The following is a 13,062-nucleotide window of genomic DNA, read 5'->3' on the forward strand; positions in this document are numbered from 1 at the left end:
CTTTTTCTCGCCGTGCCCGGCAGCCAGTCCCGCCATCATCCTCGCGAAGATGCCCTTGTCGCTCCAACGCTTCCAGCGGTTGTAGAGCGTCTTGTGGGGGCCGTATTCCCTTGGCGCGTCTCTCCAGCGCAACCCATTGCGATTGATGAAGATAATCCCGCTGAGAACGCGCCGATCATCAACGCGCGGTTTGCCGTGGGACTTCGGGAAATAGGGCTCCAGACGCGCCATCTGCGCATCGCTCAGCCAGAAGAGATCAGACATATCACCGCTCTGTTTTCGCACGGTGAATCATGCCCCTCTGGCACAATCAATGGGTCCTGAGCCTACTCCGCCCGCAGCAGAGCTATCCTGCCGCCGTGGTCTGATTTTTCGCCGCCGTTTTCATCCGACGAGGATAATGTCCCGCGAGATGATGTAGCTCACCGCGGGCCTCGCGCTTTCAAGCGGGTCGAGCTGGTCAGTCGCGCTGCGCTGCAGGCAGTTCTGAAAAGATCATCGCACGAGAAGAATATCATTTACGCTGGAGGCCTGCGAAGGTGCTCCAAGGTATCGCGTGCCACAGAGCACCATCGCAGGATAGCATCACTCTGGATAATGTCCTTCAACAACTTTCATGATGAGAGAGTGGCGCCAGCGGCTCGATCGACCTTGCTTCTGCGGTTTGGGAAACGTTCCGTCTTTAATGTCGCGGTAGATGCTTGCCCTGGAGCGGGCCACGATCTCACAGACCGCCGCGATGGGCAGCAGAACGTCGTGGGGGATGCCTTCATGGTTCATTTCTTAACTCCGGTCGCTGAACTGGAGAGGAAATGATGTTGATCTGGTTTCGCCGGAAACTTCGATGTGCCATTAGTTGAGATTGATGCAAATGATCAACGGAGGGAAGTCTGTCGTCCCGATGTCGTCCCGGAACTGCATAAGTCCACGTCCGCTTGCACGGAGTCGAGGTAACCACATTGCATATCAAGGGTATTTGTGGTGCCCGGGGGCGGAATCGAACCACCGACACGAGGATTTTCAATCCACTGCTCTACCCCTGAGCTACCCGGGCACTGGGTGAAGGGCGCTGCCCCTCGGGTGAGGCGGGGTTTAGTCGAGCTATTCGGCAGTGTCCAGAGGGTTTTGACGAAAAAATTCTCATGCCCTAGCGTCGCTCCAGATCGCGCTTTCTTCGCCGTCCATGGCGGGGTACCAAATGCGCCATGCCACGCAAGATGACACTGCTTTCCGACTTCCTCCGCCATGGCTGCGACACCGTCATCGACGTGCGCAGCCCGGCCGAATTCGCCGAGGACCACGTCCCCGGCGCGATCAACCTGCCGGTGCTCGACAATGAGGAGCGGGCGCGGGTCGGTACCATCTACAAGCAGCAGTCGCCCTTCCTCGCGCGCAAGCTCGGGGCGGCGCTGGTGTTCCGCAATGCCGCCGCCCATATCGAGGGGCCGCTGGCGCATCACGAGGGCGGATGGAAGCCGCTGGTCTACTGCTGGCGCGGCGGCCAGAGGTCGGGATCCTTTGCCTGGATGCTGCAGCAGATCGGCTGGCGTTCCGAAGCGGTGGAGGGCGGTTACCGCACGTATCGGCGACTGGTGACCGAGGCGCTCTATGATACTGCGCTGCCGTTCAAGCTGATCCAACTCGGCGGGCACACGGGCACAGCCAAGACCGCGCTCCTGCCGAAACTGGCGGCGCGCGGCGTGCAGGTGATCGACCTCGAAGGGCTGGCACGGCACCGCGGCTCTCTGCTCGGCGACATGCCGGGCGGGCAGCCGAGCCAGAAGGCGTTCGAGACCGCGCTGGTACAGGCACTGGATGCGCTGGATCCGGCGCGGCCGGTGCTGGTCGAGGCCGAGAGCAGCAAGATCGGCCAGCTGCTGATCCCGCCTGCCATCTGGGAGGCGATGAAGCTTGCGCTCTGGGTCGAGGTCACCGCGCCGCTCGAGGCGCGTGCCGTCTATCTGAACGCGGCCTATGATGACATTCTGTCGAATGGGCCAGTGCTGAAGGATAAGCTTCAGCCGCTGCGCTACCATCGTGGGCACGACCTGATTGACCGCTGGGAGGCGCTGATCGACTCAGGGCAGCGACTGGAACTCTGCGCGTCGCTGACTGCGGATCACTACGATCCGGCCTACGACAAGTCGATGCGGGCCATGTCTCCGGATGTGATCGAGCGTTTTGACACCCCGGCGCTGGACGAGGCGGCTCTGGATGCGCTGGCGGACCGGATGGCGGCGCGGCTTCAGACCATCTCGATCTGACCGCGCTTGTCGGTGATCTCGCCGACCTCCACCGCCGGGAAGCCCGCCGCGCGCAGCTGCGCGAGTGTCGCCGCCACATCGCCGGAAACCGCCGCGAGCAACCCGCCAGCCGTCTGCGGGTCGAACATGAGGTCTTCTTTCGCGCCCATGGGCTGGAATGGCAACGCCGCGCGGTTCTTGGGATAGAGCGTCGAGGCATGGCCGGCGGCGGAAAGCGCCTCGGCCCCCGGAAGCAGCGGCACCCGCGCGACGTCCAGCTGCGCACCGACACCGGATGCTGTGCAGATGTTCAGCAAATGCCCGGCGAGGCCGAAGCCGGTGACGTCAGTCATCGCGGCGGCATGGCTCAGCAGGCGTGCGGCCACGCCCTGTGCCGTGGTCATGTGCTTGAGGGCTTCCGTGACCCATTCGCCCTTTGCTGCGCCGGCCATCTCGGCGGCCATCACGACGCCGGTACCGATCGGCTTGGTCAGGATCAGCCGGTCGCCGGGGCGGGCACCGCCCAGCGTGATCGGGGCGCGTTCGCAAAGTCCGGTGATCGTCAGGCCGATGCTCAGCTCATCTCCCATGGCAGAATGGCCGCCGACTAGCTCGGCCCCCTCGGCGCGAAGGATCTCGGTGATCGCGCCGAGGCATTCGGTCAAGGTGCGCTCGGCCAGCGGCTCTGACATGCGCGGCAGGGTAAGGCTGGCGACCGCCGCCTGCGGTGCCGCGCCCATCGCCCAGACGTCGCCGAGCGCATGGATGCAGGTGATCCGCGCCATGACCTCGGGGTCTTCCACGAAGGCGCGCAGGTGGTCGACCGTCATAACCTGCCGCGCGCCGCCCGTGAGCAGCAACGCCGCATCGTCGCCGGGCAGGGCGGTGACATCGGCGCGCGCGGGGGCGGGCAGGGTCGAGAGCGCCGAGGCCAGCGCGTCCCGCCCGACCTTGGCGCCGCAGCCCCCGCACATGGGCTTGGTGCCGAGCGCCTCTTCCATCCCCGCCGCGTGATGCCGCGGCAGCGTCGGCGGTGTCATCTGCGGCAGTTCCTGGAACTTGTGCATGAACTTGCGGTCGATGTGGTCTTTCCAGCGCCACATGAGCGGGCCGGAGAGGGCCAGTCCGGCCTTGTCGGCCAGCGCCGACTTGCGGCCGAGCGAGATCAGCTTGAGATAGTCGCGCTGGGGACGGTAGGGACGCAGATCGTCGCGGCCCTCGAGCACGGCGCGCAGGTTGTGCAGCAGGATCGGCGCTTCGCGCACGGCGAAGACGCCCGCCTTGGGGCGCGGGCTCTCGACAAGATGGGCGCAGTCGCCGGCGGCGAAGATGGCGGGGTCCGAACTTTGCAGCGTCGGGGCGACCTTGATGAAGCCGTCTTGCAGCTCGAGCCCGCTCTCCTGCAGCCAGCCCTGCGCCCGCGCGCCCGCGGTTCCGGCGATGAACTCGGCGGCGATCTCGCGACCGTCGGCGAGAGTCAGGCCCCGGGGGGTGATCTCGGTGATCTCGCTGTTTTCCATCAGCGTCACGCCCTGCGCGGCGAGCGCGGTGCGCAGCTTGGCCGCGGCGGGGGCATGCAGGGCGGTGAGCGCCGTGGCGCGCTCGACGAGAAGCACCTGCGCGGGGCGTTTCCGTTGTTGCAGCGCGAAGGCCATGGCGCAGGCCAGTTCCGCGCCCGCGACACCGCCACCGATCACTGCCGCCGAGGCCGGGCCGTCGCCGGCGCGGTAGGCGTCCCAGGCAGACGCGAAGGGGCCGAGCGGTTTCGCGGGCAGGGCGTGTTCCGAGAAGCCTGGAAGGTCCGGCATGGCCGAGGTCACCCCGATGTTCACCGAGGCCACGTCGAAACCGATGGGTGCGCGCCCGGCAACCTCGACCTGCCGCGCTGCGCGGTCGATGCCGGTGACCGCGCCGAGGATTACCCGCGCCCCGGCGAAACGCGCCAGCTTCACCAGGTCGATGTCCAGATCGTCACGGCCGTAGTGACCAGCCACGAAGCCGGGCAGCATGCCGGAATAGGGCGCGGTCGGGCCGGGGTTGATCACCGTCACTCGCACGCCGGGCAGTGGTTTCATCCCCCACATGCGCAGCAGCAGCGCGTGGGAATGGCCGCCACCGATAAGAACGAGGTCACGGGTGAGGGGCAGGTTGGGCGCGCGCATTGGGGTCTCCGGCTGGTCGGAAGCGGGTGTAGCACGGCTTTCGCGGGGAGGTGGAGCGCTTCTCGCAGAGGAGGCTCCGAAAGCAGACGGGCCCGGGCCGAGGGGTGCTCGGCCCGGGCCCGCCGGGGTCACCGGCAGCGTGATGGCCGCCGGTGATCAGTTGGTGTCTGCGTTGCCGCGATCAGAAGTGGACCGAGCGTGCGGTCGCCGGAGCGGCGAGCGGCGGCGCAAACTTGGTCAGGTCGATGCCCTTGACTGCCGACTTGTATTCCTCGGCGCTCGGGGTGCGGCCAAGGATTGCCGAGAGCACAACTACCGGGGTCGAGGCAAGCAGCGACTCGCCCTTCTTCTCGGCGCTGTCCTCGACCACGCGGCCCTGGAAGAGACGGGTCGAAGTGGCCAGGACGGTGTCGCCCTTGGCAGCCTTTTCCTGGTTGCCCATGCAAAGGTTACAGCCCGGACGCTCGAGATAGAGAATGTTCTCGTACTCGGTGCGGTTCTGGGTCTTCGGGAAGAGGTCATCGAACTCGAAGCCCGAGTACTTCTGCAGGATTTCCCAGTCGCCCTCGGCCTTCAGCTCGTCGATGATGTTGTAGGTCGGCGCGGCCACCACCAGCGGCGCCTTGAACTCGACCTTGCCTTCGGCCTGCTCGATGTTCTTCAGCATCTGCGCGACGATCTTCATGTCGCCCTTGTGCACCATGCACGAGCCGACGAAGCCGAGGTCCACCTTCTTCTCGCCACCGTAGTAGGAGACGGGGCGGATGGTGTCGTGGGTGTAGCGGCGCGACGGGTCGGCGTTGTTGACGTCCGGGTCGGCGATCATCGGCTCGACGATCTGGTCGAGGTCAACCACCACTTCGGCGAAGTACTTGGCGTTCGCATCCGGGGTCAGCGCGGGTTTCTCGCCCGACGTGATCTCGGCGATGCGCTTGTCCGCCTTGTCGATCAGACCCTGCAGAGTGCCGGCGTCGTTCTCCATGCCCTTGTCGATCATCACCTGGATGCGCGACTTGGCCAGCTCGAGCGAGCCGATCAGCGTCTCGTCGTTGGAGATGCAGATCGAGGCCTTGGCCTTCATCTCGGCCGTCCAGTCGGTGAAGGTGAAGGCCTGGTCGGCCAGCAGGGTGCCGATGTGCACTTCGATGATGCGGCCCTGGAAGACGTTGTCACCGTGCTGCTGGAGCATCTGCGCCTGGGTGGCGTGCACCACGTCGCGGAAGTCCATGTGGTCGGCCATCTTGCCCTTGAAGGTGACCTTCACCGACTCGGGGATCGGCATGGTCGCTTCGCCGGTCGCCAGTGCCAGCGCCACGGTGCCGGAGTCGGCACCGAAGGCCACGCCCTTGGACATGCGGGTGTGGCTGTCGCCGCCGATGATGATGTCCCAGTCATCCACGGTGATGTCGTTCAGCACCTTGTGGATCACGTCGGTCATCGAGTGATAGACGCCCTTCGGGTCACGCGCGGTGATCAGGCCGAAGTTGTTCATGAAGGACATCAGCTTGGGAATGTTCGCCTGTGCCTTCTTGTCCCAGACCGAGGCGGTGTGGCAGCCGGACTGGTAGGCGCCGTCCACGGACGGCGAGATCACCGTCGCGGCCATTGCCTCGAGTTCCTGGCAGGTCATCAGACCGGTGGTGTCCTGACTGCCCACGATGTTGACGTTGACGCGCACGTCGGAGCCGGCGTGCAGGGTCTTGCCCGGCGTGGTGCCGCGGGCGTTGCGGTTGAAGATCTTCTCGACCGCGGTCAGGCCCTGGCCCTCGTGAGAGACTTCCTTGTTCGGCGCAAACACGGGGGTCGGCTTCACGCCCAGCGTTTCGGCGGCGAAGGTCTGCAGCTTCTTGCCGAACACGATGGCGTAGGACGAGCCTGCCTTCATGAACTCGACCTTCTGCGGCGTGAAGGCGGAGGAGACGTCGACCAGCTCCTTGCCGTCTTCATCGGTGAGCTTCATCGCCTTGGTGTCGATCTTCAGCACGGTGCCGGTCGCGACAGAGTATTTCTGCTCGAGAACCGGGTTGCCGTCGTTGTTGAGGATCGGCTTGCCGTCCGCGTCAAGCTTCTTGACCCAGTTCTTCAGGTCGAGGCCGATGCCACCGGTGACGCCGACGGTGGTCAGGAAGATCGGCGAGATGCCGTTGGTGCCGGCCACGACCGGCGCGATGTTGACGAAGGGCACGTAGGGGCTGGCCTGCTTGCCGGTCCAGAGCGCCACGTTGTTCACGCCGGACATCCGCGAGGAGCCAACGCCCATCGTGCCTTTCTCGGCGATCAGCATCACGCGCTTGCCGGGGTGTTGCAGCTTCAGCGCCTCGATTTCCTTCTGCGCGGTTTCCGAGATCATGCACTTGCCGTGCAGTTCGCGGTCCGAGCGCGAGTGGGCCTGGTTGCCCGGCGACAGGAGGTCGGTCGAGATATCGCCTTCGGCGGCGATATAGGTGACGATCTCGATCTCTTCGTCGATGTCGGGAAGCTTGGTGAAGAATTCCGCCTTGGCGTAGCTTTCCAGCAGCTCCTTCGCGACAGGGTTGCCAGATTTGTAGGCCGACTCGAGGCGCCCCATGTCGGCTTCGTAGAGGAAGACCTGAGTCTTCAGAACTTCTGCAGCCTGCGAGGCGATTCCCGCGTCTTCGCCGAGGGCGAGGTCGAGCAGCACCGAGATCGACGGGCCGCCCTTCATGTGCGACAGCAGCTCGAAGGCGAAGGCCGGGGTGATTTCCGACACGGTGGCCTCGCCGAGGATGATCTCCTTCAGGAAGGCGGCCTTGACGCCGGCCGCACTGGTGGTGCCCGGCAAGGTGTTGTAGATGAAGAACTTGAGCGCGTCGTCGCGGTGGACGCTGTCGGCATCCTTGATCTGCGCGATGAGGTCTTCGACAAGCGCCCCGTCTTCGATGGGCTTGGGGTTCAGGCCCTGCGCTTTGCGCGTGCCGATCTCATCAAGGTAGTCTGTGTACAAGCTCATGTTTGACCCGCCGTTTAGGTGTCGGTTTCCGCTTGAACACCGAAACTCAGAGATATCTGGCGTGCCGGGTCAAGCGAGCTGTATGCGGCAGTATACAAACTGCCCGGGGTTTTCAATACACATGACGATGCATCTTGCCACAGTCTGGCATCCAGACCCATCGTCATCACGCCGGGGCGGCGGCAGGCCATTCGCGTGCCGGAAGATCGGGCTGTTTTGAATCGCGATGGCCCGGGGCTGGGTGCCCCGGACCGCGAGTGACCTTGCTTGCGTGGGTCAGAGCGCCGCTTGGGCCCGGTCGATTTCGGCGGCCAGAGCGGCTGGGCCGGCGGGGATGATGCGCGGCGGGTTGAGCGTCTTGATCCCGTAGTAGCCCGCTTTGATGTGATCGAGGTTCACCGTCTCGGCGATCCCGCCGGTGTTCAGCATCCGCAGCATGTGGGTGTGCATGTACGGGTGGTCCTCCAGCCGCTTGATGTTGCACTTGAACAGGCCGTGGTAGACAGCGTCGAAGCGGATCGAGGTGACGAAGATCCGGATGTCGGTCTCGGTCAGCCTGTCGCCGAAATAGAAGGGGCGGCCATCCGACAGGCGCTCCTCGATGCGCGCCATCTCCTCGAAGAGCTGGGACACCGCCTCGTCATAGGCGTCCTGCGAGCTGGCAAAGCCGGCCTTGTAGACGCCATTGTTGTAGAGCTGGTAGATCTGCGCGCTTTCGCGGTCGATCTCCTCCACCAGCTCGTCGGGCGCGAGGCGTATGTCGGAGGGGGCGATGTCCTCGAAGGCGGTGTCGAACATGCGCACGATGTCGGCGCTCTCGTTGTTGACCATCACGCCCAGCTTCTCGTCCCAGAGCACCGGCACCGTGGCGCGGCCCGACACATGCGGGTCGGCGCGGGTGTAGAGCTCGTGCAGGTGCTGCGCACCGAAGAGCGGGTCGTCATCCGCGCCGGGGAAGCCGCCAAAGCTCCAACCCTGGTCGTCGAGGCGCGGGTTCACCACGGTGACCGGGATGATCTCTTCGAGGCCCTTGAGCTTGCGGGCGATCAGCGTGCGCGAGGCCCAGGGGCAGATCAGCGCCACATAGAGCCGGTAGCGTCCGGCTTCCGCCTTGAAGCCGCCGGTCCCGGTGGGGCCGGCGCTGCCGTCGGGGGTGATCCAGTTGCGGAAACTCGACTCCTGCCGCACGAAGCGGCCCTTTTCGTCGGCCTTCTGCACCGGCTGCCAGTTGGCGGTCCATTTCCCGTCGATCAGCATGGTCTCAGTCCTTCCGGGTCAGGGTGAAGGTGGTGCCCCACGGATCGACCAGCGGGGTTTCCGCCGGAGTGCGGCTGCGGATGGCCTCGATCTCCTGCGCGGTGCCGCGCAGCTCGATCTCGGTCAGCCCTGTCGTCGGGCCGTTCTTCGGCCCGGCACCGCGGCTGTTCCAGATGTTCGAGGCGAGGTGGTGGTGATAGCCGCCCGAGCCGTAGAAGGTCGCGCCCGGGTAGTGGTTGGTCACCGCCATGCCGAGGGTTTCGGAATAGAAGGCTTCCGCCGGGTCGAGCCGTCCGACCTGCAGGTGGACGTGACCCACCACGGTGCCCTCTGGTGCGCCCTGCCACTTGGTGGTCGCGCTGTTCGCGACGTCCTGCAGATCCAAATGGTTCGTGGCCATCTCGATCTCGTCGCCCTTGTATGTCCACTGATCCCGCGGGCGGTCGATGTAGATTTCGATGCCGTTGCCCTCGGGGTCGGCAAGGTAGAGCGCCTCGCTCACGAGGTGGTCCGAAGCGCCCTGCAGCGGGATGCGGGTCTCGGCCGCGTGGTGCAGCCAGGCGCCGAGATCGGCGCGCGAGGGCAGCAGGAAAGCAGTGTGGAAGAGCCCGGCCTCGCGCGGGGAGTGGTGCTGGGCGCTCTTGTCCTGACGCAGCGCGATGAGGCTGCGGCCATACGCACCGAAGCGGGCTTCGGTGCCGTCATCCGACAGCTTCTCGAGGCCGAGGGCGGTTTGGTAGAAGTTGCCGACCTTGGAGAGGTCGTTGACGGTCAGGCTTACCTGGCCGATTTCGAGGGGGGCGTCGCTGGTTGCCATGATCTCTCTCCGAATGCGTGTCCCGGTGTGCGGGCAAGGGGGGCAGCACTTGCTGCCGTTGCGGAGAATATGCGGGCTGGCCTTTCGGAAAGAAATGGCGAGTATGTGGTAATACTATCCATACAGCGTTCGGAATTTACGATGGACATCGTTGACCAGATCCGCGCCTTCGTCGCCACCGCGCAGACCGGCTCCTTCACCGCCGCCGCCGAGCGCATGGGGGTGTCGAACCGGCTCACCTCAAAATACGTGGCGGAACTTGAGGCGCGTCTGGGCACGCGATTGTTGCAGCGCACCACGCGGCGGGTTGGTTTGACGCCGGCGGGCGAGAAACTTCTCGCCCGCGCCCCCGCTTGGCTCGAGGAGCTGGAGGATCTGCTTGGATCGGTCGAGCACGAGGCACGCGGGTTTTCCGGCGTGCTGCGGGTGGCGGCGCCGCTGACCTTCGGGGAGATTTATGCCGCTGACCTGCTCAGCCGTTTCGCGGCGCCGCATCCCGAGTTGTCGGTGGAACTGCGGCTGTCGGATGCCTACACGGATCTCGCGTTGGAGGGGATCGACCTGGCGTTCCGTATCGGGCGGCTCTCGGACAACACCCTGAAGGCGCGCAGGCTGTGCCGCTTCGGCATGAAGGTGGTGGCCGCGCCAGCCTATGTCGCCGAGCACGGCGCGCCGGACTCCGCCGAGGCGCTGGGCGGTCATGCCTGCATCCATGACAGCAACCAGCGCAGCCCGCGCTGGCGTTTCGGCTCGGAGGGGGCCGTGCGCGAGGTGCAGATTGCCAGCCGCTTCGCGGTCAACAGCGCTCGTGTGGCGCGGGACATGGCACTGGCGGGGCAGGGGGTCGCCTACTGCCCCGAGTTCGTGGTGACGGCCGACATCGAGGCAGGCCGGCTTGTCGAGGTGCTGGCCGAGGTGGAAAAGCCTATGCACGACCTGCATGCGGTCTATCTCGAGGGCGCGATGCTGCCGCGCAAGGTGCGCGCGCTGGTCGACTTTGCCGCGGAGGACGTGAAGACCCACCTGCTGGCGGGCTAGGTCAGCGGTCTTCAGGCTCGTCGCCGAAGGTCTCGTCGAAGCTGCGGCGCAGGGCGACATCCAGATCGTCCATAGTCACCGGCAAGCCAAGGTCGACCAGCGAGGTCACGCCGAATTCGGAGATGCCGCAGGGCACGATGCCGTCGAAGTGGCTCAGCTCCGGCTCGACGTTGATCGAGATGCCGTGAAAGCTCACCCATTTGCGCAGGCGGATGCCGATGGCGGCGATCTTGTCCTCGGTCACCCGACCGTCGGCCAGCAGCGGCTTGTCGGGGCGTTCGACCCAAACGCCGACGCGACCCTCGCGGATGTGGCCGGTGATGTTGAACTCGGCGAGCGCGGCGATCACCCAACTCTCGAGCTGCTGCACGAAGCGGCGCACGTCGCGACCGCGCCGGCCCACGTCGAGCATGACGTAGATCACGCGTTGGCCGGGCCCGTGGTAGGTGTACTGACCGCCGCGCTTGGTACCGAAGACCGGGAAGCGGTCTGGGTCGCGCAGGTCCTCGATCTTCGCCGAGGTGCCCGCGGTATAGAGTGGCGGATGCTCGACCAGCCAGATCAACTCATCGGCCTCGCCCGCGGCAATCGCCGCGGCGCGCTTCTCCATGAAGGCAACGGCTTCGTCGTAGCCGGTCAGCCCGTCTTTCGTGATCCACTCAACCATGTCAGAGCGCTTATGGTTAATCTCTTGACTCGTCAATGCGCGAGGGGGGACAGTATTTTCAGGATTCACTAACAATTTTTTATCTATTTCCAAAGTCTAATTTACGGGCTCGATGGCCCCTGAAAATGAAGAAGAATTTGGAGGAATCTCAATATGAAGCGTCATTCACTGATCGGGATGGTTTGTGCCAGTCTCGCCCTGACGCCGATTCCCGCACTCGCCGACAACGCGTTTGTTGGTGGTCTCGTTGGCGGTATCATCGGCAGTGCCATTGCAAATCAGCCCAGGCAAAAAGTCGTTAAACGCACGTATGTTGCGCCCCGTGCAAGCTCGCCAAGTGTCTCGTCTGCGGCACGCGAGGCCAATCGCACCACGCAGACGGCCCTGAATTACTTCGGGTTCAATTCCGGTACGCCTGATGGAATAATGGGCAGCAAGTCTCGGGCAGCGATTTCTTCTTTCCAGGCGCACATGGGATATGCGCCCACGGGGCAGTTGACCGAATATGAACGCGATTTCCTGGTGGGCTCCTATCGCCGCGCTCAGGCAGGCGGCCCGGCGACATCGCAGCAGATCGCACAGAATCCGCAGGGCGTGCGCGGGCTGCTGATCGCGTACCGCGATGAGCAGATGAACGGCACGGGCTATGGGGCCACCTCGGCGATCGCTGGCAGCTACGGCCTGCCCGCAGTGGTCGCGGCGGCGGTGAACGAGATCGCCAAGAGCTCGGATCCCTCGGCGGAGCAACTGGTGCAGCGCTCGGGATTCATCCAGCTTTCGGATATCAACGGCGATGGCCAGACGGACTACATCCTCGACACCTCGGTGACCGGATCGGCCTTCTGGTGCAACGCCCAGAGCTGCGCGGTGCGAGTCTTCGCCTCGACCCCCGAGGGATATGAGCGCAACGATTTCCAGGCCTTCAATGTGACGCCTGCAATGTTCACCTGCCAGCGGGGGACCTGCTCGAAGACCGGCCCGGCTCAGCCTCAGATGGCGCTGCAGCCGGTGCAGCCCGCGCCGGTTCAGCCTCAGGCACCGCAAACGCAGATGGCCTCGGCCGCAACCCCGGTGCCCTCGGCACAACCTGTCGTCCAGGGCGGGGCGCTGGCCGAGGCGCCGGCGATTCCCAATTTCTTCGGCGAAGCTCCGGTGCAGGCCTCGCTGCAGTCCCAGTGCAACACGCTCAGCCTGATGACCACCACCAACGGTGGCTACATCACCGAGGCGACGATGACCGATGCGTCGGCCGCGCTCGCCGAACAGCTGTGCCTTGCTCGCAGCTATGCCATCGCGCAGGGCGAGGCGCTGATCGCCAAGGTTCCGGGCGCCACGCCGGCGCAGATCGCGGCGCAATGCGCGGGCTTCGGCGATGTTCTGCACGCGCAGGTCGCCGCCGTGTCGGTGAAGGCGCGGGATGAGGTCCTGTCGGACGCAAAGGCCTTTATCCTGAGTTCGGGAATGTCGCCGGCTCAGCTCGAGAAGACTGCGCAGATCTGTCTCGCGGCGGGCTACAAGGGAGATGACCTCGATGCGGCCGTGGGCTCGGCCCTGCTGCTGGTTGCGCTGGGGCAGGCGCCCTACGCCGAACTGGTTGGCCACCATTTGAGCCAGGGCTTCGGCGCAGCGCGGCGTGCCGATCTTTCGCTCGCCTGGTACGCGCAGGCTCTCGACGCGCTCGACGCCGGGGCGACGCCGGTATTCTCACCGGGCCTTCCGGAGAGAGCCGGGCTGCTCCGCAAGGCCTCGGTGATGCTGGGAGGTGGGCGACCGGAGTCCGATGCGCCCTCCGTCGTCACCCAGGCCGGTGCCACGATCCCGACCTTCAACGTTAGTGAATGAGGCGGAAAAGAGCCTGACTCAACGTGGGCCGGCGCGCTGCGCGCCGGCCCAACTCATGGTTGCCG

10 protein-coding genes and 1 tRNA gene are annotated in these 13,062 nt (G+C 65.2%); 3 read left to right on the forward strand and 8 right to left on the reverse strand.

Annotated features, from left to right (window positions below):
• From BM397_RS21575 to BM397_RS21585, 3 genes are all read right to left on the reverse strand, one after another.
• Positions 1-264, reverse strand: a 264-nt coding sequence (locus BM397_RS21575) for a transposase (protein ID WP_143187073.1), incomplete at its 3' end; no start/stop codon positions are given.
• Between the two features lie 321 nt (positions 265-585).
• A complete protein-coding gene (locus BM397_RS21580) occupies positions 586-780 on the reverse strand; it encodes a helix-turn-helix transcriptional regulator (RefSeq protein WP_092428406.1) in 195 nt (64 codons plus the stop codon).
• Positions 781-979: 199 nt separating this feature from the next.
• Positions 980-1,054: transfer RNA gene (locus BM397_RS21585), tRNA-Phe, on the reverse strand.
• A 163-nt stretch (positions 1,055-1,217) separates the two neighbouring features.
• Here BM397_RS21585 and mnmH point away from each other — a divergent pair.
• Positions 1,218-2,264 (forward strand): tRNA 2-selenouridine(34) synthase MnmH, encoded by a 1,047-nt coding sequence (gene mnmH / locus BM397_RS21590; protein ID WP_245696168.1) that lies wholly within the window; start codon positions 1,218-1,220, stop codon positions 2,262-2,264.
• Here mnmH and selD read toward each other — a convergent pair.
• From selD to BM397_RS21610, 4 genes are all read right to left on the reverse strand, one after another.
• Complete coding sequence (gene selD / locus BM397_RS21595) at positions 2,246-4,405, reverse strand: selenide, water dikinase SelD (protein ID WP_092428410.1); 2,160 nt, start codon at positions 4,403-4,405, stop codon at positions 2,246-2,248. The two genes, mnmH and selD, sit on opposite strands and share 19 nt — an antisense overlap.
• A gap of 181 nt (positions 4,406-4,586) precedes the next feature.
• The gene (locus BM397_RS21600) at positions 4,587-7,376 is read right to left on the reverse strand and encodes a bifunctional aconitate hydratase 2/2-methylisocitrate dehydratase (protein ID WP_092428412.1); all 2,790 of its coding nucleotides are present in this window, start codon (positions 7,374-7,376) and stop codon (positions 4,587-4,589) included.
• 276 nt (positions 7,377-7,652) lie between these two features.
• Positions 7,653-8,633, reverse strand: a complete 981-nt coding sequence (locus tag BM397_RS21605; protein WP_092428414.1) for a glutathione S-transferase family protein — start codon at positions 8,631-8,633, stop codon at positions 7,653-7,655.
• 4 nt (positions 8,634-8,637) lie between these two features.
• Positions 8,638-9,450, reverse strand: a complete 813-nt coding sequence (locus BM397_RS21610) for a VOC family protein (RefSeq protein WP_092428416.1) — start codon at positions 9,448-9,450, stop codon at positions 8,638-8,640.
• Between the two features lie 141 nt (positions 9,451-9,591).
• Here BM397_RS21610 and BM397_RS21615 point away from each other — a divergent pair, with 141 nt between their 5' ends.
• A complete protein-coding gene (locus BM397_RS21615; RefSeq protein WP_092428418.1) occupies positions 9,592-10,488 on the forward strand; it encodes a LysR family transcriptional regulator in 897 nt (298 codons plus the stop codon).
• A 1-nt stretch (position 10,489) separates the two neighbouring features.
• On the opposite strand, the gene lipB is transcribed toward BM397_RS21615, so the two are convergent.
• On the reverse strand, positions 10,490-11,176 hold the full coding sequence (gene lipB, locus BM397_RS21620; RefSeq protein ID WP_256218775.1) for a lipoyl(octanoyl) transferase LipB: 687 nt from the start codon (positions 11,174-11,176) through the stop codon (positions 10,490-10,492).
• A gap of 132 nt (positions 11,177-11,308) precedes the next feature.
• Between lipB and BM397_RS21625 the strand changes: the two genes are divergently transcribed.
• Positions 11,309-12,997, forward strand: a complete 1,689-nt coding sequence (locus BM397_RS21625) for a peptidoglycan-binding domain-containing protein (protein ID WP_092428422.1) — start codon at positions 11,309-11,311, stop codon at positions 12,995-12,997.
• The last annotated feature ends 65 nt before the right edge of the window (positions 12,998-13,062 follow it).

It is taken from the genome of Alloyangia pacifica (genome assembly GCF_900116195.1).
Taxonomy (GTDB): Bacteria; Pseudomonadota; Alphaproteobacteria; order Rhodobacterales; family Rhodobacteraceae; genus Salipiger; species Salipiger pacificus.

What these genes read in the sequence shown, in the direction of transcription:
- BM397_RS21580 (WP_092428406.1), bottom strand. Translation starts at nt 780, where the DNA reads ATGAACCATGAAGGCATCCCCCACGACGTTCTGCTGCCCATCGCGGCG.
- mnmH (WP_245696168.1), top strand. Translation starts at nt 1,218, where the DNA reads ATGACACTGCTTTCCGACTTCCTCCGCCATGGCTGCGACACCGTCATC.
- selD (WP_092428410.1), bottom strand. Translation starts at nt 4,405, where the DNA reads ATGCGCGCGCCCAACCTGCCCCTCACCCGTGACCTCGTTCTTATCGGT.
- BM397_RS21600 (WP_092428412.1), bottom strand. Translation starts at nt 7,376, where the DNA reads ATGAGCTTGTACACAGACTACCTTGATGAGATCGGCACGCGCAAAGCG.
- BM397_RS21605 (WP_092428414.1), bottom strand. Translation starts at nt 8,633, where the DNA reads ATGCTGATCGACGGGAAATGGACCGCCAACTGGCAGCCGGTGCAGAAG.
- BM397_RS21610 (WP_092428416.1), bottom strand. Translation starts at nt 9,450, where the DNA reads ATGGCAACCAGCGACGCCCCCCTCGAAATCGGCCAGGTAAGCCTGACC.
- BM397_RS21615 (WP_092428418.1), top strand. Translation starts at nt 9,592, where the DNA reads ATGGACATCGTTGACCAGATCCGCGCCTTCGTCGCCACCGCGCAGACC.
- BM397_RS21625 (WP_092428422.1), top strand. Translation starts at nt 11,309, where the DNA reads ATGAAGCGTCATTCACTGATCGGGATGGTTTGTGCCAGTCTCGCCCTG.